General features: G+C 39.0%; 17 protein-coding genes. 11 read left to right on the forward strand and 6 right to left on the reverse strand.

The window, feature by feature from the left end:
* Nucleotides 1-126 precede the first annotated feature (126 nt).
* Both purE and C8P64_RS11660 read right to left on the reverse strand, forming a co-directional pair.
* Nucleotides 127-612, reverse strand: coding sequence for a 5-(carboxyamino)imidazole ribonucleotide mutase (purE, locus tag C8P64_RS11655; RefSeq protein ID WP_108172278.1), 486 nt, complete (start codon nt 610-612; stop codon nt 127-129).
* Nucleotides 613-615: 3 nt separating this feature from the next.
* The gene (locus C8P64_RS11660) at nt 616-1,776 is read right to left on the reverse strand and encodes a 5-(carboxyamino)imidazole ribonucleotide synthase (RefSeq protein WP_108172279.1); all 1,161 of its coding nucleotides are present in this window, start codon (nt 1,774-1,776) and stop codon (nt 616-618) included.
* Nucleotides 1,777-1,898: 122 nt separating this feature from the next.
* Between C8P64_RS11660 and C8P64_RS11665 the strand changes: the two genes are divergently transcribed.
* The 3 genes from C8P64_RS11665 to C8P64_RS11675 are packed head-to-tail and all read left to right on the forward strand — an operon-like array spanning nt 1,899 to nt 4,607.
* Nucleotides 1,899-3,011, forward strand: coding sequence for an adenylate kinase (locus C8P64_RS11665; RefSeq protein WP_108172946.1), 1,113 nt, complete (start codon nt 1,899-1,901; stop codon nt 3,009-3,011).
* Between the two features lie 7 nt (nt 3,012-3,018).
* Nucleotides 3,019-4,026 (forward strand): GTPase ObgE, encoded by a 1,008-nt coding sequence (obgE, locus tag C8P64_RS11670; RefSeq protein WP_108172280.1) that lies wholly within the window; start codon nt 3,019-3,021, stop codon nt 4,024-4,026.
* Nucleotides 4,027-4,085: 59 nt separating this feature from the next.
* Nucleotides 4,086-4,607 (forward strand): DUF4136 domain-containing protein, encoded by a 522-nt coding sequence (locus C8P64_RS11675; RefSeq protein ID WP_108172281.1) that lies wholly within the window; start codon nt 4,086-4,088, stop codon nt 4,605-4,607.
* Nucleotides 4,608-4,695: 88 nt separating this feature from the next.
* Here C8P64_RS11675 and C8P64_RS11680 read toward each other — a convergent pair whose 3' ends face one another.
* The 3 genes from C8P64_RS11680 to C8P64_RS11690 are packed head-to-tail and all read right to left on the reverse strand — an operon-like array spanning nt 4,696 to nt 12,028.
* Nucleotides 4,696-6,369: an OmpA family protein gene (locus tag C8P64_RS11680; RefSeq protein WP_170106658.1), complete on the reverse strand. Its 1,674-nt coding sequence runs from the start codon at nt 6,367-6,369 to the stop codon at nt 4,696-4,698.
* Nucleotides 6,370-6,381: 12 nt separating this feature from the next.
* Nucleotides 6,382-7,314, reverse strand: coding sequence for a PorP/SprF family type IX secretion system membrane protein (locus C8P64_RS11685; RefSeq protein ID WP_108172282.1), 933 nt, complete (start codon nt 7,312-7,314; stop codon nt 6,382-6,384).
* 22 nt (nt 7,315-7,336) lie between these two features.
* Complete coding sequence (locus tag C8P64_RS11690; protein WP_170106659.1) at nt 7,337-12,028, reverse strand: T9SS type B sorting domain-containing protein; 4,692 nt, start codon at nt 12,026-12,028, stop codon at nt 7,337-7,339.
* A gap of 301 nt (nt 12,029-12,329) precedes the next feature.
* Here C8P64_RS11690 and C8P64_RS11695 point away from each other — a divergent pair, with 301 nt between their 5' ends.
* From C8P64_RS11695 to C8P64_RS11730, 8 genes are read left to right on the forward strand one after another with little or no spacing between them, the layout of a single operon-like run.
* Complete coding sequence (locus C8P64_RS11695; protein ID WP_170106660.1) at nt 12,330-13,151, forward strand: tetratricopeptide repeat protein; 822 nt, start codon at nt 12,330-12,332, stop codon at nt 13,149-13,151.
* A gap of 48 nt (nt 13,152-13,199) precedes the next feature.
* Complete coding sequence (locus C8P64_RS11700) at nt 13,200-14,552, forward strand: UDP-N-acetylmuramate--L-alanine ligase (protein ID WP_108172285.1); 1,353 nt, start codon at nt 13,200-13,202, stop codon at nt 14,550-14,552.
* A gap of 60 nt (nt 14,553-14,612) precedes the next feature.
* Nucleotides 14,613-15,311, forward strand: a complete 699-nt coding sequence (gene radC / locus C8P64_RS11705; protein WP_108172286.1) for a RadC family protein — start codon at nt 14,613-14,615, stop codon at nt 15,309-15,311.
* A gap of 11 nt (nt 15,312-15,322) precedes the next feature.
* Nucleotides 15,323-16,612, forward strand: coding sequence for a polysaccharide deacetylase family protein (locus C8P64_RS11710; protein WP_108172287.1), 1,290 nt, complete (start codon nt 15,323-15,325; stop codon nt 16,610-16,612).
* A complete protein-coding gene (locus tag C8P64_RS11715) occupies nt 16,599-17,288 on the forward strand; it encodes a YjjG family noncanonical pyrimidine nucleotidase (protein ID WP_108172288.1) in 690 nt (229 codons plus the stop codon). Before C8P64_RS11710 ends, C8P64_RS11715 begins: the two co-directional genes overlap by 14 nt.
* 40 nt (nt 17,289-17,328) lie before the next feature.
* On the forward strand, nt 17,329-17,880 hold the full coding sequence (locus C8P64_RS11720; RefSeq protein WP_108172289.1) for a hypothetical protein: 552 nt from the start codon (nt 17,329-17,331) through the stop codon (nt 17,878-17,880).
* Nucleotide 17,881: 1 nt separating this feature from the next.
* The gene (locus C8P64_RS11725) at nt 17,882-19,291 is read left to right on the forward strand and encodes a DUF5723 family protein (protein WP_108172290.1); all 1,410 of its coding nucleotides are present in this window, start codon (nt 17,882-17,884) and stop codon (nt 19,289-19,291) included.
* Nucleotides 19,288-20,121, forward strand: coding sequence for a hypothetical protein (locus tag C8P64_RS11730; protein ID WP_108172291.1), 834 nt, complete (start codon nt 19,288-19,290; stop codon nt 20,119-20,121). Before C8P64_RS11725 ends, C8P64_RS11730 begins: the two co-directional genes overlap by 4 nt.
* On the opposite strand, the gene C8P64_RS11735 is transcribed toward C8P64_RS11730, so the two are convergent.
* The gene (locus tag C8P64_RS11735; RefSeq protein ID WP_108172292.1) at nt 20,118-21,392 is read right to left on the reverse strand and encodes a replication-associated recombination protein A; all 1,275 of its coding nucleotides are present in this window, start codon (nt 21,390-21,392) and stop codon (nt 20,118-20,120) included. The genes C8P64_RS11730 and C8P64_RS11735 overlap by 4 nt on opposite strands.
* Between the last annotated feature and the right edge of the window lie 50 nt (nt 21,393-21,442).

Raw genomic sequence — 21,442 nt, forward strand, 5'->3', positions numbered from 1 at the left:
TCAAATGAGATTGAACTCATAAAGACTTAGTAGTTTACAAAGTTCTGGTTTTATATTTAGAATGGTTAATAAATAATAAGTACAGATTACAGTTTACTACTTGAAAGGCCGCAATTGCGGCCTTTCTTATTTTTTGAGCGATTTTGCTCCTTCAATAACTTTCTGTTTCAAACCTTCTTTATAAACCAGGATCTTATCCAGTACACATTTATCGGAAACGCCTATAATCTGTGCAGCCAGGATTCCGGCATTTTTTGCGCCATCAAGGGCAACCGTAGCGACGGGAACTCCTCCTGGCATTTGAAGAATGGAGAGTACCGAATCCCATCCATCTATGGAGTTTCTGGATTTAACGGGTACTCCAATCACTGGTAATGGAGACATGGAAGCTACCATTCCAGGTAAGTGTGCTGCACCGCCGGCTCCGGCAATAATTACCTTAATATCTTTTTCATGGGCTGTTTTGCTGAATTCAAAAAGCTTATCAGGAGTCCTGTGAGCTGAAACTATATCAACTTCTACTTCTATATCAAAGCCTTTTAAAATATCTATAGCTTCCTGCATTACGGGCATATCGCTGGTGCTACCCATTATAACTGCTACTTTTCCCATGTTTTATTTTTTACTTATCACTTTTATACTATTCTTTACCTTTTCAGCTACTTTACGTGCCTTGGCCAGGTCTTTATCTACGATGGTCACGTGTCCCATTTTCCTGAATGGTCTCGTGATCTTTTTCCCGTAGATATGAGGAGTTACCCCATCGAGCTTCATGATCTCTTCAATATTCTCGTATACGACTTCACCTTCATGATTTTCATCGCCAACCAAATTTACCATTATTCCGCCAACTTTACTGTCGGTATTTCCCAGGGGCAGATCAAGTATTGCTCTTATTTGTTGCTCGAACTGGTTAGTGTAAGAGGCTTCAATACTATAGTGCCCGCTATTGTGCGGTCTTGGGGCAACCTCGTTGATGAGGATCTCATCATCTTTGGTCTGGAACATCTCCACAGCCAGTAAACCTACATGCTCAAATGCTTCGGAAACTCTTTCTGCTGTTTTTCTGGCTTTCTCTGCTACCTTTTCATCGATCCTGGCCGGACAGATCACATATTCTACCTGGTTTGCGGTTGGATGGAATTCCATTTCCACAACCGGATACGTGCGTACTTCTCCAGATGGATTTCTGGCAACGATCACGGCTAGTTCATTTTTAAAGGGAACTAAATTTTCAGCAATACATTCTCCATCAGATAAACCATCAAGATCGGCAGTTTTCTTAATTACTGAAACCCCTTTACCGTCATAGCCGCCCGTAGCACTTTTCCAGACGAAAGGAATTTTTACAGTTTCCTTTTCAACGGCAGATCTTAATTCCTTCAGATCTGAAAAAACTTTAAAATCGGCAGTAGGAATATTATTGTTTTTATAGAACTGTTTTTGAACAGCTTTATTCTGGATTTTTTCCAATGTATCTGCAGAAGGATAGGTTTTGATACCTTCAGATTCCAGCTGTTTTAAAGCTTCGATATTCACACCTTCTATTTCGAAAGTGACCACATCTGCTTTTCTGCCGAAATTGAGCACGGTTTCATAATCCATAAGATCACCCTGTTCAAAATAATTGCAGGAGATCTTACAAGGAGCTTCCTCGCTTGGATCAAGAACCAATGTCTGGATGTCGTACTTTCTTGTCTCGTACAACATCATTTTACCTAATTGACCACCACCCAGAATGGCTAGTTTAAAGTCTGAAGAAAAATAATTTACCATAAATTTATTCGGCTTTCCGCAAAAATAACCTATTCGAAATTTCTGCCATACATATTCGGTAAGAAATCGGGCTGTTGAGCTTATGTAGATTCCTTATCTTTGCCACTTAAAATTTGACCATTTTGATAAAACTACATGATCTTGAATTCGAACCTTTTATTTCTGAAGGGGAGATCACCAAGGCAATAGACAGGATTTCAGAAGAATTGAACGCCGATTATGACGGGAAAATACCGGTATTTATTGGGGTTCTTAATGGGTCTTTTATGTTCGCTTCAGAAGTCATTAAAAGATTCAGAAGTGATTGTGAAGTGAGTTTTGTGAAAATGGGATCTTATGAAGGGACTGAAACTACTGGGAATGTAAGAACGCTGGTAGGATTAAATCAGGAGCTTAAAGGTCGCGAGGTAGTGCTGCTGGAAGATATTGTGGATACCGGTAATACGCTGGTGGAGATCGATGAGATATTGAAGAAAGCTGAGGTTGCCAGTTATAAGGTGGCGACTTTGTTTTTCAAGCCTGCGGCTTACAAAAAGAATGTTCCCGTGCAGATAAAGGGAATCGAAATACCAGATAAATTTATCGTTGGATTTGGGCTCGATTACGACGGATTGGGTAGAAATCTAACACAAGTATATAAACGCAAAGAAAATAAAATGACAAATCTAGTATTGTTTGGCCCTCCGGGTGCAGGCAAAGGAACTCAGGCAACAATTCTAAAAGATAAATATCAACTTGTTCATATTTCTACCGGGGATGTATTCAGGTTTAATATTAAAAATCAAACCGAATTGGGCTTAAGTGCAAAGTCTTATATAGATAAAGGTCAGTTGGTGCCAGATGAGGTTACTATTAATATGCTGAATGCCGAAGTTGAAAAGAATGAAGGTGCAAACGGTTTCATTTTCGACGGTTTTCCAAGAACCGAGGCGCAGGCTGAAGCTTTAAGCAAATATCTTGAATCTAAAGGCACTGAGGTTCATGCGATGATCGCACTTGAAGTTGAAGATGAGATCCTTGTGGAACGTTTACTGGAAAGAGGTAAAACTTCGGGTAGACCAGACGATGCAGATGAGGCGGTTATTAGAAACCGTATAAAAGTATATTACAATGAAACTGCCATCCTGAAGAACTATTACCAGAAACAGGATAAGTATTACGGAGTAAATGGAGTGGGCAGTATCGAGGAGATTACCGAGCGCTTAAGCAAAGTAATCGACGAACTAATGAAATAATAAGAAAATGACTGAAGGGAATTTTGTTGACTATGTGAAAATTCATGTTTTTTCCGGAAAAGGAGGGAAGGGCTCTGCTCACCTTCATAGGGAAAAATATATCACTAAAGGAGGGCCAGATGGAGGAGATGGTGGCCGTGGAGGTCACGTTATTGTAAAAGGAAACAAAAATCTCTGGACACTGTTTCATCTAAAGTTCAAGCGTCACGTAAAAGCTGAACATGGTGGTAACGGAAGTAAGCAAAGAAGTTCTGGAGCTCAGGGAGCAGATGAATATATTGAAGTTCCATTAGGAACCGTTATTCGTGATACCGAAACCAATGAGATCATCAAAGAGATCACCGAGGATGGGCAGGAATTTATTGTAGCTGAAGGTGGTAAAGGAGGACTGGGGAACTGGCATTTTAAAAGTTCAACCAATCAGACTCCTAGATACGCTCAACCAGGAATCGACGGTCAGCAGATCGATATTACTTTAGAATTAAAAGTATTGGCAGATGTTGGACTGGTAGGCTTCCCTAATGCTGGGAAATCAACCTTGCTTTCTGTGATTACCGCAGCCAAACCTAAAATTGCCAATTATGAATTCACGACCTTAAAGCCAAATCTTGGGATCGTAGAATATCGTGATTTCAAAACTTTTGTGGTTGCAGATATTCCTGGAATTATCGAAGGTGCTGCTGAAGGAAAAGGACTGGGACATCGTTTCCTTAGACATATCGAAAGGAATTCAACCTTATTGTTCCTGATCCCTGCAGATGCCAAGGATATTAAAAAGCAATATGACATCCTTCTGGATGAGCTGAAACGTTACAATCCGGAATTGATGGATAAGGATAGACTTATCGCTATCTCGAAAAGTGATCTTCTGGACGAAGAGCTTAAAGCTGAAATGGCTGAAGAACTGGACAAGGAATTAAAACTGCCTTATATTTTTATCTCTTCTGTAGCCCAGATAGGCCTTACCGAATTGAAGGATAAATTATGGCAAATGCTTAATAAAGAGCCTGTTTAAATCCTGTTAAACGTATTAGGTTCCGGATCGATTTTTCTTATTTTTAGTAAAAATCGGTTATGCGACTTATAAAATATTCTTTTTTATTATTATTCATAGCTGCCTGTAATTCTCCACAGGCAGTTTATGATTATGACCAGAAGGTAAATTTTGGTCAATATTCTACCTACTCATTATTTCCAGATTATCGGCCTGGCCTTAGCCAGTTGGACGAATCCCGGCTTACCGAAAGTTTAAAAACCGCCATGCAGGAAAAAGGTTTTACCATTTCGGAAGATCCTGGCATATACGTGAATGTTTATACCCAGCAATACGAACAAGATAACAGAAGTCGTGTTGGAGTAGGATTAGGTGGTGGAGGCGGTAATGTTGGAGTAGGGGTCTCGGGAGGCATTCCTATTGGACAGATGGATACTTATCTCAAATTAACATTTGATTTTATAGATGTTGAAAATGATATGTTGGTTTGGCAGGCAGTTGTAGAAAGTCCGTTTAATTTTGATGCAGACCCTCAACAAAGAAAGGAACGTTTCGATAAAATTGTCGCAAAGGCTCTTGAAGGTTATCCTCCGAAGAAATAAGTAATAAACTTTATAAATTGAAAAAGCCCGATGCAGTTGCACCGGGCTTTTTACTTTTTGATTGGTTAGTTAGTATGGGAAAGAAAACTTAGTTTTCTTCCGGGTCTTCCATATCCTCGTCCATTTCAGTATTATTCATAGAACCCTTATTGTTCGATACTACGAATACACTTCTACGGTTTTTAGCATATTGTGCTTCAGTACACATGTTAGGCTCTGTACAGTCATTAACTGGTCTGCTTTCACCATAACCTTCAGAAGTAAGTCTTGCTTTGTCGATACCTTTAGATACCAGGTAATCTACAGTAGAAGCAGCTCTTCTCTTAGAAAGGTCCATGTTGTACTTATCTGTTCCTCTTGCATCAGCATGAGACTCAACCTTCACTTTAATGTTAGGATAGTCGTTCATGTATGTTACAACTGAATCAAGTACAGGTTTAGATTCCGGCTTGATCGTAGCTTTGTCAAAATCGAAATAGATCTTGCTACCATCGATAGGAATAATATCCTGCCCACTAGTTTCATCTGTAACAGTTGGTGCTTCAATGATCTCATTCTCCTCACGAGTGAATTGGTAAAGGTTGTCTGTTCCTCTTCTGTTAGAAGCGAAATAACCCATTTCTTCACTTTCCTTAATTACGAATGCGAAATCATCATTTCCACTGTTGATAGAAGCTCCAAGGTTTTCAACTTCTGAAAAATCACCTTCAGTTCTGAAAATATCAAGATTTCCAAATCCCTGGTGACCATCTGAAGTGAAGTAAAGAACGTCTTCATCACTAATGAATGGGAATTGCTCTCTGTGAGCAGTGTTCACTCCAGGACCTAAGTTCTGTGGAGTTCCATAAGTTCCATCTTCATTCACGTCTACAACGTAGATGTCGAAAGAACCACTACCACCTGGCATATCACTAGAGAAGTATAATTTACTTCCGTCTGCGCTTAAGCTAGGGTGCTCTACAGAATAGTCTTCACTGCTAAATGGCAGTTTGGTAACGTTAGTCCACTCTCCATCAACATTTTCAGCACGGTAAAGGCTAATGTTCGCTACACGAACATCATTCTCGTTCTTTACACGGTCTTCGTTAGTTCTGTCGAAGAACATAACTTTACCATCCTGGCTGAAAGTAGCTGAACTTTCGTGCTCATCTGTGTTGATCTCGTCAGAAAAAAGAACGATATCGGTCATTTCTCCTTCATCATCCATCTGTGCACTGTAAAGGTCTAAAGTAGGAAGCTTGTTCCATGGGTAGATTGGACGCTCCTGGTTTCTTGTAGAAGCAAATGCCACACGGTCACCGTAGAATCCAATTCCGAAGTCTGAAGAAGACTGGTTGTTCATGATCTGGTCATAGTTGAATTTGTGCGGAACCATTGTATCTAGTTCGCTTACAAATTCTTCATGATTCCAGCTTTCACCAGTTAATTCATTCATAAGTTCATCAGCTTTTACATAGTTACCCGCTGCCATTAAAGCATGAGCATATCTAAACTGATACTCAGGTGCTACAGCTCCTTCATGTCTTAAGAAAAGCAATTCATATACTTCAGCAGCATTATTCATCTGGTTGGTGAAGTAGTATGAGTCTCCTAAGTTTTGAAGAACTTCCTGAGTTTTGTTGTTAACGCTTTCGTAAGCATCGGCCGCATCTATATATGCTGCCTGGGCGAAGTATTTATTTCCATCCCTAATGTCAGACTTCTGTCCGAAAGCAGTGATGCTTACAAAGATTATTAAAAGTGTACTATATATATTTTTCATGTTAGTCTGGTTTTAGAAGAATCTAGGTGATTTGTCATATCCTTTCTTAAGTCCGAATAGGTCAAGATCAAATAAAAGCATGATCTCATGTGATCCGTCGTTACTTAAATCGTAGGTTGGATAATCATAAGCATATCCAATTCTAAGGCCTGGAGTCACTCTAAAGTTTACCAAACCGGTTATGGTTTCATCGAACCTGTAACCTAAACCTGCTTCAAGTCTATTATATAATAATACGTTGGCATTTACATCAACAGATAGCGGAGCTCCTTTTACACCTCTTACCATGGTAGAAGGTTTTAATTTGAAGTTCTCACTAATGTCGAATACATAACCTCCAGTGAAGTAGTAGTGAATTTCTTCTGTACCACGATCACGAAGTAACTGACTGTCATCTAAATGATCTGCAGTTAAAAGGTTAGGAGCAGATACACCTATGTAGTGATTGTCTCCAAACCAGAATGCTCCAACTCCAAAAACCGGGAATATCTCACTGATGTTCCCCATTGCTGGGTCATTCGGGTCATTAACTACTAATCCAGAAAGATTCGCATCAAAAGTGGTTAAACCAGCTTTAGCACCAAAGGATAGGTTAGTCTTTTCACCTGTAGGAATTACGTAGGCGAAATCGGCAGTAATGTTATTGGTTTTTTCAACGTTTCCAATTTCATCATGAACTACCGTAAGACCAAGTTCAACTCTCTCGCTAATTGGTGTGTGGGCGAAGAAGTTGAGGGTGCGTGGTGCACCATCAACATCTGTCCATTGCATTCTATAAATACCTCCGAAATTCAACATTCCGGGATCGTCTGTCGCGTAAGCAGGATTCATCACACTCATGTTGTACATGTACTGAGTGAATAATGGATCTTGTTGGGCCATACCTTTAATAGAGAAAAGGATAATGCCTGCGAATAATAAATATTTTGTGATTATTTTTTTCATTTCGTTCTCTTGTTTATCCTAATTATCTACTTAAGTATACTGTTCCTCTTACAGGCTCTGTGCTACCATCATTGTAATCCAGATAGTAGAAATAAGCCCCTACTGGTAGAACTCCGCTTCCGAAAGAACCTTCCGAGCTAAATCCATCCCAGTCTGGAGTATTTGCATTTCCTTGGAAAACCAGGTCACCGAATCTATTGCGGATCTTCATGGTGAAATTAGGATACTTGTCTCTGATGTTTCTTATTTCAAATGTGTCGTTTAATCCGTCTCCGTTTGGCGAGAAAGCCTCAGGGATTGTGATTGGACAATCATCATCTATTGAAACGGTCACAGCTAATCTTACAGAGCTTTCACATCCAGAATCTACATCAAATAGTGTAGCGTAGTAAACAGTACCATCCTGTAAAGGAGTTCCTTCTGGAAGAGCATTATCTCCATCTGCAGTGTCATACCAGGTTATGTTACCTGTTTCGTTTACTGCATCTGTAAGATCTGCTACTGTTGCATCATCGAACTCACAGAATTCCTGTGTAGAATTTGAAATTGTTGGAGTTGCTGCATCGTTTATAGTTACTGTGATTTCAGCAGCTGCAGATTCGCAGGCACCTTCATCGTTTCTTTGGGTTACATAGTAAGAACCAGTTTCTAACGCATCTTCAGCCATAACCATAGTGGTTAAATCAGCATCAGAATAGAAAGTTAAATTAGTTCCAGTTGCGGAAAGGTCTGCTACAGTTGCACCATCAATAGCACAGAAAGTAAAAGGATTTCCTTCTACAGTTGGAGCTCCTGGCGCTTCTTCAACAGTAATGTTGAAAATTGCTGTGTCATCTCCACAGTCATTGATTTCTGGTACAGTATAAATAACTTCGTAGGTTCCAGCAGCAAAATTTGCTGGATCCATCATTCCGTCTGCAATCACATCTCCATCAAGAGTAAATTCTCCTGTAGTATCAGCATCTGTAGATAAGAAGTCGAATAAATTCTGAACTCCAGCATCCATACAAACACTTAGATCCATGTCCATACCTGCGAAAGCAGATTCTGTAACCGTGATCGTAAATGTAGCAGAAGCTTCACCATCAGTACATGGAGAATCATCGGTAAGAGTATAAGTAATATCAAAAGTACCTACACCTTCCATTACTGGGCTGAAAACACCATCTGCGTATCCTTCAAATGTTCCGTTAGGATTAGCATCTTCAGGAAGAAGATCAACTAAAGTTACATCTTCAGCATTTCTACAGTAAGTCTGATCTGCGATGTCACCGATCGCGGCTGGGATGGAATCAACCACATTAATAGTAAGTTCAACAGATGCAGAGCATTCGTCACGAGTTACTGTATAAACCGTTGTAAAAGCACCTATCTCATCCCCTGAATTGTACCTGTTTATCAAGCTTTGAATTGAAGGGTTGTAAGCTCCTTCTCCAACAACTTCAGGATCAAGCAGACTGTCATAAAAAGCTCTTACATCTGAATTTCTTGGGAATAATTCGTCAACCTGTACCTGGCAAATATCTCTTGATTGATCTTCACCAATAGAAAACGAATCTTGAACCGAGATGATAAAGGTTGTTGAATCAGTTGTTCCTTCAATCACACAATCTGCAGAATCATCTACACTATAGGTGATCTCGTAACCACTTTCATTAGAACCTAAGGAAGAATCAAACATTCCATCAGCAACTCCAGTTCCACTAAATACTCCTCCAGTTGAGGCAGTTTCTCCTAAGTAATCCGATAAATCAATCATTCCGCTATTAGAACAAACTGTTTGATCTTCAATTTCACCAGCATTTGCAGGTTGCGGATCATTCACAATAATAGTGAAAGTAGTAGAATCTGTTGTTCCATCAGTTGTGCAATCAGAAGAACCATCTACAGTATAAGTTATTACATAACCGTCTTGATTCGATCCAATGGATGAATCAAACATTCCTCCAGATACTCCAGTTCCACTAAATGTTCCACCAGTTGTAGAAGATGAGTCTAAAAAGTCGTTTAGATCAATCATTCCGCTTGTTGAACAAACTGTTTGGTCTTGGATCGATCCAGCATCTGCGGCGGTTTCATCTTGAACAATTGCGGTAATAGTAATTGAATCTGCACAATCTCCCTCTCCGATACTATAAACGGTAGAAAATGTCTGAGTATTATCAGAGTTGTATTGATCTCTAAGTGTCTCAATGGAAGGGTTAAAAGTTCCTGCCGATGAATAACCTGCTCCAATTAAGCTTGCAAAGTAATTTCCTATTTGAGTAGCGGTTAGGGTGTCATCAAGTTCTGTTTCACAAAAGGTGACAGTAATGTCATCTCCTAGATCTCTACCCTCAGTAACAGTAATATCAAAAGTTGTAGAATCTGAAGTTCCAGGAGTTGTACAATCTGCAGAATCATCTACACTATAGGTGATGGTGTAAGTTCCTGTCCCAATAGATGGGTCGAATGAATTCTCATTTACACCTGTTCCTGTGAAAGTTCCTCCAGTTGAAGCTCCGGTTCCTGACAGGTAACCATTTAGATCGATTGAATCATCACCAACACACACTATTTTAGGACCGATTTCACCAGCCTCAGCATCTGTCGTGTTGTTAATAGTGATATTGATGTCGATAATTAAATTGTCACATCTTACAACTGATTCATTCTCATAAGAAAAATTAAATATTTCAGAATCTGAAGTTGGATTATTTATGAAGTTTGATAACCTATTTGCTTCATTTAAAGTATCAGGACCAAAATTTTCAGGGTTTACAGTTTCAATACCTGCTTCATTAAGAAGACTATTTAAAAATGCCTGTCCTTCGATTGGGTTTGAGATTAGTTCTCTAGCCTCGGTAACACATAATGTTCTATCTATTGAAGTCGCTACTAAGCTTTCTTCCACAGAAATTATAAAAGTAGTTTCAGAGTTACCTACTACGCATGGAAGTGAATCATCTACTATATAGGTAATTGTATATTCACCAGCTCCGATTGACGGATCGAACTCATTGTCCGTAACACCAGGTCCAGTGAAAGTTCCTTCTGTGCTAGCATCTGGATTATTGTTAGCAATGGCTGTTAGATCAATTAGATCGTCATTTGTGCAAACGTCTTCAATTGAATCAAAATTTCCTGCGTTAGCCGGGTCTGGCCTAGTAACCGTAATCGTTAATTCTACGCTGTAATCACAATCATCGATCGAGTAGCTATAGATGGTTGTGAAATCCTGGAAGTTATTTACTCCATAACTTCGAAGAATGGATGAAATAGTAGGATTAAAAGATCCATCTCTTGGAGTTTCTTCAGGTAGTAAGCTAAGATATAGTGGAGCTACATCGCCAATATCATCAACTCTTTCATCTAAATCATCATTACATATAGTTAAAGAATTGCTTGGTGGAGCGGGGTCACAATCTGTTACAATCACATTTACAATCGAAGAGTCTGAACAAGATCCGTTTTCGACTGTATAAATAAAATCTCCTGGAGTATCTGTTGCAGGATTAAAAGTTCCATCTCCAGGATTCCATGTTCCTCCTGTATCTGGTGTGCCGTTTAAATAATCGAATAGATTTACAGTGTCATCTGTGGAGTTTAGGATTACGGTGCCGTCCTCACCTGCGTTGGAAGATTCAGATATGGTAATATTAAAAATAAAACTATCCGAGCACTCTTCCGGAGTTGTAAAAGTTGCTTCAGTAACTATAGGTTGAGTAGGATCGTTTTGAAACTGTTGAGCTAAAGCTGATAACGTTGGATTGAAGGATACGGTTTCAGGTAATGTTCTTCCATCAGTGATAAAACTAAGTAGGATATCTGCGCCTTCTCCATTAGCAATTCTTTGTCTTAAGTCGTCCTCGCAAATTTCACCATTTACATCTGCTCCGGCATCAAAGGATATAACTTCAACAATAACCTGTGTTCTATCAGATTCACAAGGGGGGAAAATGCTATTTCTCTCATTTACAATCTGTGATACAAAATAATCTTCTCCATCAATAAGAGCTACATCATCAGTTAATGGAGTGCTTGAAGTTGCAGATCTATACCATCTAAAAGCTTGAAAATTTTCTTCCTCGCTGCTCGCCATTAAATCACCTACAGTCGCGCCTTCACAAAATGTTTGTGGACTAGCAGCTGTTGGGGCTGGAGCATCAACAACATCAATTCCAACAGCTACTCTTTCTGAAGGACAATCCGTTGTCGGGTCATTTGGAGCAAAACCTACAAAATAGCTATTTCCATCTGTAAGGTCGGCTGAATAATCGCTTATCTCTGAGTCACCAAATTGGTCACTGTAAATTTCAAGGCTGTAACCTGCAGGTGCAGTTTCGAATAAACCTAATAAATCATCTCCACTAAAATTAGAAGATTCACAAGGAGTTACGGTAAATCCATCAGTGCTGTTAGTAACAGTGTTTGTTGGTGTGTCAGCTGAATTTACTGTTACTTCAACAGCGACACGTTCACATGAATCATCAGAAGTGCTTCCAACATAATAAGTTTCTCCATTAGTTAGAAGTTCATTTTCGTCAATAGGGTCGGTGTCATTTACGGTGTCTGCACTTTCAAAGATAGCAGTGTCTCCGTCATTATCGGTAACCCCTTCATTAATAAGGTCCTGGACAGAGTCTAAATAACAGTAGGTCTGTTCGTTTTCTGACGTCGTTCCGTCTTCGTCGTTAACGGTATAGCATTGTCCGTAAGAGGACGCGCTACCCACAAATAAAATAAAGGCAAAAAGGAACCAATTAAGTCCCTTCCTCCCAAAAGTAAAATTTTGCATAGGCTAGGTGTTAAATTCAAAATTAGTATTCGGTTAAAACTCATTAAAAGTTGCACAAATATTAAAATAATATTTAATATGCGGAGTTAAATTAAGAAACATCTTAACATTTAAATCCGATGGCCGTAAGTTTGCTGAGTTACAACTCCTTGGGCGATCTAAATGTATAAAAAAATTGTCTATGTTAATAAAAATCAAGTGTGTTATCGGGATTTTTTTACTTTTAACCGTCAGTTCTATGGCACAGCAATCCCTTAAAGATGCTGAAAAACTCCTCGAAAGTGGGGAAGTTGTGGAAGCGAAGAAAATTTTTCTTCAAAATGATAACAACTCGTTAGCAAAAGAGTATTTAGGAGATATTGCTAGTTTTAATAAAAACTGGGATGAAGCAATATCATATTACAATGAATTGGTAGAGTCGCATCCTGAAAACGCCATGTATAACTTTAAATTAGGTGGCGCTATGGGGATGAAGGCTTACTACGGATCTAAATTTCAGGCGGCTATGCTTCTGGGCGATGTTAAGAAGTATCTGAAAAAGGCAGCCGAACTGGATAGTTCTCATAAGGAAGCCAGAAGGGCTCTAGTGGAATTATTCATGCAAATCCCGGGGTTCCTCGGTGGGAGTAAGATAATTGCTGAAAGCTATGCCTCAGATCTAGATAGATTAAATGACGTTGATGCGCTTTTAGCTGACGCTTACATATACAAAATCCAGGAGTATCGCGATCTGGCAAAAAATAAATATGAGGAGGCGATTCGGGTAGCCCAAAGAAAGCCTGAATTGATCTCTCGTAACTACCTCAATTATGAATTAGGTGAAGCTGCAGCTATTTACGAGGTGCAATTGGATGCCGGCGAGAAATTCCTAAAAAACTATATTAAAGATTACGGATATAAAGACCTGAAATCCCCGGCCTGGGCATATTACAGGCTCGCTCAAATAGAAAGGATTCGTGAAAATAGACAGGCTGCTCTTGCTTATATTGAAAAATCACTTTCTATAGATCCTAAATTTGATAAAGCTTTGATCGAAAAACTAAAGATCAAACGGTTATAATCCATCAAATCCCGTCTTCAAACTATTATATTTGCACAAAAATTTTCTATGAGAATTCATTTTATTGCAATTGGTGGAAGCGCCATGCATAGTTTAGCAATAGCATTAACCCAGAAAGATTATCAGGTTACCGGTAGTGATGATGCTATTTTTGAACCTTCCAAATCCAGATTAAAGAAATTTGGATTACTACCTGACAGAATGGGTTGGTATGAAGATAATATAACTTCAGATCTTGATGCTGTGATCTTGGGTATGCATGCTAAAGCTGATAATCCTGAATTGCTAAAAGCAAAGGAACTTGGAATTAAGATCTTTTCCTATCCTGAATTCTTATATGAGCAGGCAAAAGATAAGACCAGGGTTGTTATTGGTGGATCGCACGGTAAAACAAGTATTACTTCCATGATCCTTCATGTGATGAAATATCATGATAAGGAGATCGATTATATGGTGGGTGCGGCGCTGGAAGGAATCGATAACCCTGTACACTTAACTCAAGAAAATGATTTTATAGTTATTGAAGGTGATGAGTACCTCTCCTCACCAATAGACAGAAGACCGAAATTTCATTTATATCAACCTAATATTGCGCTATTAAGCGGAATCGCCTGGGACCATATTAATGTATTTCCAACCTATGAGAATTACGTTGAACAGTTCCGGATATTCATAGATTCTATCGTGAATGGAGGGATATTGGTCTATAACGAGGAAGACGCTGAAGTAAAAAAACTTGCTGAGGAAACTGAAAATCCTATTAGAAAGCATCCCTACCAAACTCCGGAATATCATACTGATGGTGATCATACAATTCTGGATGTTCCTGAAGGAGAGCTGCCACTGGAGATTTTCGGTAAGCATAATCTTAATAATCTTGCTGGTGCCAAATGGATCTGTCAGCATATGGGAATAGATGAAGATGATTTTTATGAAGCGATAGCTACATTCAAAGGGGCTTCGAAAAGACTGGAGAAATTAGCAGAAAACAACTCATCTATAATTTTTAAGGATTTCGCGCATAGTCCTTCAAAAGTAAGCGCGACTACCGCGGCGGTAAAGGAGCAATTTTCAGAAAAGAAACTTATAGCATGTTTAGAGCTGCATACCTTTAGTAGTCTAAATGCAGAATTCCTTAAAGAGTATAGGGACAGCCTTGAAAAAGCGGATGAAGCATTGGTATTTTATTCGCCTGAAGCTATTGCTGCTAAAAAATTAGATCCTGTCTCTGCCGATCAGATCATGGAAGCTTTTAGTAAGGAAGGTTTAAGAGTATTTGTTACTGCCGAAGAATTTAAAAAAGAACTGCATAATCTTAAGCTTGAGAATTCAGTATTATTGATGATGAGCAGCGGGAATTACGGAGGTTTAGATATGGAAGAAGTGAAAGCGATGATTTAATAATCTGACTTTCAGTAATTTTTGAATAAGTTTCATTTCATTGTTTATCTTTAGATCAGGATGAGCGATGAAAAAAATAATCTTAGTATAAAGAAATGGGCGGAGGATGACCGGCCTCGCGAAAAACTTCTTCAAAAAGGAAAGCTTAGTCTAAGTGATTCTGAACTTATCGCAATTCTTATAGGTTCGGGAAGTAGAAATGAGAGTGCTGTTGAACTTTCAAAAAAGATCCTTTCTTCCACGCAGAATAATCTAAGCGCTCTCGGAAAACTTTCTATCACCCAATTATGTAAATTCAAAGGAATAGGTCCGGCCAAGGCAGTTTCTATTGCCGCCGCACTGGAGCTAGGTAGAAGAAGAAGGCTGGAGGAGGCATTGGAGCAAAAGAAAATAACATCCAGTAATTCCGTTTTTGAAATTATGCAGCCTGTCATTGGTGAATTGGGACATGAAGAATTTTGGATCATTTATCTTAGTAATAACAATAAGGTAATCGAGCAGTTCCAGATTAGCAAAGGTGGAATAACCGGAACTCTAGTGGATGTTCGAATCACTTTGAAAAAAGCTTTGGAGGTTGGCGCGGTTTCTTTGATCCTGGTGCATAATCACCCTAGTGGAAACCTAAAGGCTAGTGAGGCAGATAAACAGTTGACCAAAAAATTGAAAACGGCTGCTGAAAGTCTCGATATCAAAGTACTTGATCATATTATTGTAACCGAAAAGTCATACCTTAGCTTTGCCGATGAAGGTATGCTTTAAGTCCCCTTTTAATGTTATTGATCTATACTCAAAAAATCACCCCAAGGATTATTTATGTGTTCAAGCACATTTGTACCCATGTACTTGGAATTCCTATAAAATTCACCTCCAAGATTGAAGAATTTATTGCCCATGATGGTGCAAAACTATCCTATGGAAAACAGTCTTTAGGGAATGAGTTTTTTATCCAGAAGGTAGATCTATTGATGGCGCAGGGTTTTTCTGAATTAGAAATAAAAGTACAACCCTGGGACGATACAGTTTGTTTTTTTCCGGTGCCAGAAGCCAGCGACCTTCCATTCGATATTTTCGCGGCTTCCTTCTACTTGTTAAGCAGGTACGAAGAATATCTGCCCCATGTGAAAGATGCAGAAGGGAGATTTCCGGCATCTGAAAGTCTGGCCCACCAGGAGAGTTTTTTACACAAACCCGTAGTGGATATATGGGCTATGAAGTTTCGGGAAATCCTTGTTGAGCGTTTTCCTAATCTTAAGTTTTCCGATAGGCGTTATAAAGTATGCACCATTGTAGCTTCTGAAAATACCTTCATTTTTAAGAATAAAGGATTTTTAAGAAGTTTTGTAGGACTACTTTCAGATCTCTTCCAGCTACAGTTAGGTAAAGTAATAGACCGGCTTCAGGTCTGGATAAGAATCAAAGATGATCCCCATGATATTTTCGAAGACCTCATAGAATTGATTAAACAGCATAAGATTTATATGTTGTTCATGTTTCAGTTAAGTGATTTTTCGCTTTACGATCGCAATATCAGTCATAACCGTATTCCGCACCGGGCGGTTATAAAGTCGGTAGCAGATTATGCCAAAGTTGGTTTGTTGATGGGGTATTATGCTATGGACGAGATAAGAAGTTTGCGGAAGGAAAAGTTGCGTATGGAAGAGATAATTCATGTTCCGGTGGAGCATGTGATGAATTCAAAGTTCAATTTGCGTTTGCCAGACCAGTATAATAACCTGACGGAATTGGAAATTAATAATGACCATTCCATGGGATATCCAGATGTACCTGGCTTCAGGGCAGGAACCTGTACACCTTATCTTTTTTATGATATAAATATGGAGGTTACCACTCCTCTTAAGGTGCATCCTTATGCATTTAATTCGGCGGTGACCGAAACTATGACGAAAACTAAACTGAAGGAAGAACTAGCACGAATGTTGCTGGAGGTAAAAGAGGTTAAAGGTATGTTTCGCGGGGTTTTCAGGAATCAGGATTTTTCTGATTATTCTAATAAAGAATATTACTATTCACTTTTAAAACAGATTCATGAAATTGGATAATATAGAACACGTTTTTTTTGACCTGGATCACACACTTTGGGATTTTGACAAGAATTCTGAACTGGCTTTCAGGGAAATTTTCGAAAAGCAGAAAATTGCTATAAATCTAGAAGAGTTTTTGGAGGTGTATAAGCCTATTAATTATAAGTACTGGGAATTATATAGAAATAATTCGGTGAGCAAAAAGGACCTTAGGTTTGGACGACTTAAAGAAACCTTTGATTCATTGAAATTCCAAACCCAAGACGCAACTATCAATTTGATCGCCGATGATTATATTGAATACCTTCCGAATAACAATCATTTACTGGATGGTAGTATGGAGCTTTTAAACCACTTAAAAGGTAAATATAGTCTTCATATCATTACGAATGGTTTTGAAGAGGTTCAGCAAAGAAAGATGAAAAGCTCCGGGATTCATGAGTTTTTTGAGACCGTTACGACTTCAGAAGAAGCCGGGGTAAAGAAGCCGCATCCGCAGATCTTTGAAATCGCAGTTAAGAAAAGCGGTGCAAAAATTGAGAGGTCTTTAATGATAGGTGATAATCTAGAGGCAGATATTATCGGCGCGCATAACTTTGGTTTGCAGGTAATTCATTTAAATTCTCACGATCAAGCTGTTCAAAATCAGTATCCTCAGGTTCAAAAGTTAAATGAACTTCTAAATTATTTATAGTACCAGCGAATAGGTATTTTCGTGCGCAAAGAAAAAGCAGGTGTCGCATTTAAGAATCATAAAATTAGTTTTACCGGTAATAATTTCCGGGCTACTCCTTACTTCCTGTTTTAAAGATGTCGATTTTGGGCAGTCTGAAGATATTTCCTTGGAGCCAGACCTCGAGGTGGACCTTTTGTTCTATCAATTGAATGAAACCGATTTTCTGGATTCTGAGACAAATGCTTTTACACCGGTTATTCGCGATACGGTGAGGCTTGAATTCTTGGATGATGACTATATACAGGATGGCTTGATGTATGCTGCTCTGCGGTTTAAGCATGAGAATAAATTTCCGTACGAGATAAATAGTAATATTAAGTTTTTAAGGGAGAACGGCAGAGGTGAGTTTAACGTAGCTTATACCATCCCGCCAGGTTCAGAATTTTCTTCTGCAGTCGTAGATACCACACATATCCTGGAGGGAAATAATATAGTGAATTTACGCAGGTCCATTCAGATGGTCGTTGAGCTTGAGATCGTAGGGGCTAACCAGAGTTTGCAGGGTGAATTGGAATTTATGTCAAAAGGGCTATTCAGGTTTGAATTTTAATATGCAAAGAATTTTACTGGTATTAATATTCTTCGTTACCATTATATGCAATGGGCAAAACAGGCCGCTGTTGTATAATGTAGATGATCTGCCCCAGTCTTTGCTTCAAAATCCAGGTGCACGAATAGATTTTACCAGGCATGTTGGAATACCGTTTTTTTCTCAGATCCATTTATCTGCCGGTTCTACCGGGGTGACGGCCTATGATATTTTTGCCGATGATGGTTCAGATGTAAACCAACGGGTTCGTAATGTAATGAGAGATATTACCGCTGGGGATTATTTCTCTGTCAATGAACAATTGGAAATTCTTTCTGTTGGTTGGAAAATGGGAGATAGAGGATATTTCTCAACAGGTATCTACCAGGAATTAGATGTTTTTGCTTACTTCCCCAAGGATCCGGCGGTGCTGGCCTTTGAGGGGAATGCAAATTACATTGGGCAGGACTTCGATTTTTCAGATGCTAATTTTACCGGCGAGGTATTAACGGTATATCATGCCGGTTTCAATTTTAAAGTGGACGCGAAATTAAGTGTTGGCGGTAGATTAAAACTTTACTCTGGGATATTTAATGTTGAAAGTACCGATAATGAAGGTGTGTTCAGGACCATCGAAACTCCTGGTGGACCTAATTTTTACCGCCACGAAGTTAGCGGACTGAATGTTACAGTAAACACCTCAGGATATGCTTCTTTGAAAAATGAAGAAGGGATGACGGTAGACCAGGCAGCGGCAGAACTAATGAGCAGGTCACTCTTTGGGCAGAATGGTGGTGTAGGTGTCGATCTGGGCTTCAATTACCGGGTGACAAATCAATTTTCGGTGAATGCCTCGGTGCAGGACCTTGGCTTGATGTTCCATCAGAAAGATGTCGAGAATTATAATTATTTCGGGTCTTTTCAAACCAACGGTTTAGAACCATTATTTCCTGAACTCGATAATAACGAGGCTACCATTCCATATTGGGATATATTCGAAGATAGAGTGGATTTGAGTTTACAGGATGAAACCACTAATAATGCTTATACTACCTGGCGGCCTTTAAAATATAATGCCTCTTTCGAATTTGGTACAGGTAAATCTATATTGCCCTGTGATTACTTGATAAGCAAGAAGCCGCGCTTCATGAATTTATTCGGAATGCTTATTTCGGGTGTGAACAGGCCTAAAGGACCAACTTATGGAGTGACTGCTTACTGGGACAGGAAAGTTAATGATCACTTGAGATTCCGGCTCGCCTATGCCGTAGATGAATTCAGTATCACAAAACTCGGATTCATGATGTCTTCAAGATTTAAGAATTTTAATATTTATCTTGCGGCGAACGATATTATTGGATATACTAACTTAGCAAAAGCAAATAGTGCATCTCTGCAACTGGGGATGCAATTTATATTTAAAGATTTATGAAAAATTTAATAATAGCATTATTCCTTTTTGGTGGGATATTTACATCTTCAGCTCAGAATATCAATGAATATAAATATATTCTGGTTCCTGAAACCTTTGAATTTACTGGAGAGGTTAATCAATATCAATTGAATTCTCTTTTTAAATTTCTATTTGAACAAGAAGGTTTTAATACAGTTATGAGGTCTGGTGATAAACCTCAGGATCTGGCAATAGATCCATGTATGGGTTTAAAAGCAAACCTGGTTAATAATTCAGGATTGTTTGTAACTAAACTGGTGATAGAATTAGAGGATTGTAGAGGAAGTGTAGTTTATAAGAGTAAAGAGGGTAGAAGCAGGGAAAAAGATTTCAAGACTGCTTATCACGAGGCCTTAAAGGATGCTTTTTCTTCAGTTGAAGCGTTGGATTATAAGTACACTCCTAATGAGAATTCAAAAGTAGCTGCCACTGATGATATGAGTTCAGCAAAAAAGACGGTTAAAGTTACTTTAGGGGCTGAGGTTGCCGGAAGTGTTGATAATGTTGCTTCTGAAGAAAAAACTGAGAAGCCTGAAACTGTTTTAAAGACAGGATCTGATCTGAAATATTCCAATGCAGGCAGGACTTTCCTTCTAGAGAAAACATCGCAGGGTTATAACCTGATCCAGGAAGGATCTATCGAACCAATTGCAATTCTTATTGAAACTGAAGGAGGTAAAAGTTATATCTATAATTCACTAACCAAACAGGGGATTGGTTATTTCGATGCTGAGAACAACCTGATGGTGGAGTATCTAGATCGTGATAAAAATAAAAAGGTCACTCTCAAATACGAGGTAATGGATTAATATCCATACTTTTTCTGCCAGCGTTTTCTTAAAAATTCCCGCTGGGCATTTTCACGTTGATTATTTCCTGGGTTATATAGAGTAGTGTTCTTGATCTCATCTGGCATAAATTCCGCTGCTACAAAATTACCTTCGTGGTTATGGGCATATTTATAGTCTTTCCCATATCCAATATCTTTCATAAGCTTGGTGGGTGCATTTCTGATGGAAAGAGGCACAGATAAATTACCTGTTTTCTTTACCAGTCGCTGTGCTTCATTTATGGCCATATACGCCGCATTGCTTTTTGGAGAAGTGGCGAGATAGGTAACACACTGGCTTAAGATGATTCTTGCTTCGGGGTATCCAATGGTATTCACCGCCTGGAAGGAATTATTAGCGATGACCAGTGCTGTAGGATTAGCGTTTCCTATGTCTTCACTAGCCAGGATCAAAAGTCTTCGAGCAATGAATTTCACGTCCTCACCACCTTCGATCATTCTTGCCAGCCAGTAAACCGCGGCATTCGGATCACTTCCCCGTATCGATTTAATAAATGCCGAAATGATATCATAGTGCTGCTCTCCTGTTTTATCATACAGCACAGTGTTCTGCTGAACCTTGGAAAGCACAAGATCATTGGTGATCTCAACATTTTTTTCTGCCGAGGTTACTAAAAGTTCAAAGATATTCAGAAGCTTTCTCGCATCACCACCACTCAATCTTAATAAGGCTTCGGTTTCTTTCAGCTTTACATTTTTAGCAGCGATGATCTTATCTTCTTTCATAGCTCTTTCTAAAAGGGCTACGAGGTCATCTTTAGAAAAAGGTTTTAAAATATAAACCTGACACCGGGAAAGTAGGGCAGAGATCACCTCAAAACTCGGGTTCTCTGTCGTTGCTCCTATAAGGGTTACCCAGCCTTTTTCAACCGCTCCTAATAAAGAGTCTTGTTGGGATTTACTAAATCTATGTATTTCATCTATGAATAGAATCGGGCTTTTAGTGGTAAAAAGACCATCGCTTTTCTTCGCTTTTTCAATAACCTCCCTTACATCTTTTACTCCGCTGCTAATCGCACTGAGGGTAAAGAAGGGTCTGCCAGACTCGGTGGCAATGATATTAGCAAGTGTGGTTTTTCCAACGCCTGGAGGGCCCCAGAAGATCATCGAAGGAATCATGCCCTGCTGGATCTGCTGTCTTAAAGCTCCATTTTCACCTATTAAGTGTGACTGACTTAGGTAATCATCTAGAGTTTTTGGGCGAAGTCTCTCAGCAAGAGGTTGATTCATAGCAATTAATTAGGTGACAGTTTTTCATCCGGTAAAGTTTGGATGCTTTT

This window comes from Christiangramia gaetbulicola (assembly GCF_003054225.1).
Lineage (GTDB): Bacteria > Bacteroidota > Bacteroidia > Flavobacteriales > Flavobacteriaceae > Christiangramia > Christiangramia gaetbulicola.

Bases quoted from the DNA above. Each gene is read 5' to 3' on its own strand.
- radC (WP_108172286.1), top strand. From the start codon at position 14,613: ATGAGCGATGAAAAAAATAATCTTAGTATAAAGAAATGGGCGGAGGAT.
- C8P64_RS11730 (WP_108172291.1), top strand. From the start codon at position 19,288: ATGAAAAATTTAATAATAGCATTATTCCTTTTTGGTGGGATATTTACA.
- C8P64_RS11695 (WP_170106660.1), top strand. From the start codon at position 12,330: ATGGCACAGCAATCCCTTAAAGATGCTGAAAAACTCCTCGAAAGTGGG.
- C8P64_RS11735 (WP_108172292.1), bottom strand. From the start codon at position 21,392: ATGAATCAACCTCTTGCTGAGAGACTTCGCCCAAAAACTCTAGATGAT.
- C8P64_RS11660 (WP_108172279.1), bottom strand. From the start codon at position 1,776: ATGGTAAATTATTTTTCTTCAGACTTTAAACTAGCCATTCTGGGTGGT.
- purE (WP_108172278.1), bottom strand. From the start codon at position 612: ATGGGAAAAGTAGCAGTTATAATGGGTAGCACCAGCGATATGCCCGTA.
- C8P64_RS11715 (WP_108172288.1), top strand. From the start codon at position 16,599: ATGAAATTGGATAATATAGAACACGTTTTTTTTGACCTGGATCACACA.
- obgE (WP_108172280.1), top strand. From the start codon at position 3,019: ATGACTGAAGGGAATTTTGTTGACTATGTGAAAATTCATGTTTTTTCC.
- C8P64_RS11700 (WP_108172285.1), top strand. From the start codon at position 13,200: ATGAGAATTCATTTTATTGCAATTGGTGGAAGCGCCATGCATAGTTTA.
- C8P64_RS11710 (WP_108172287.1), top strand. From the start codon at position 15,323: ATGTTATTGATCTATACTCAAAAAATCACCCCAAGGATTATTTATGTG.
- C8P64_RS11725 (WP_108172290.1), top strand. From the start codon at position 17,882: ATGCAAAGAATTTTACTGGTATTAATATTCTTCGTTACCATTATATGC.
- C8P64_RS11685 (WP_108172282.1), bottom strand. From the start codon at position 7,314: ATGAAAAAAATAATCACAAAATATTTATTATTCGCAGGCATTATCCTT.
- C8P64_RS11675 (WP_108172281.1), top strand. From the start codon at position 4,086: ATGCGACTTATAAAATATTCTTTTTTATTATTATTCATAGCTGCCTGT.
- C8P64_RS11680 (WP_170106658.1), bottom strand. From the start codon at position 6,369: ATGAAAAATATATATAGTACACTTTTAATAATCTTTGTAAGCATCACT.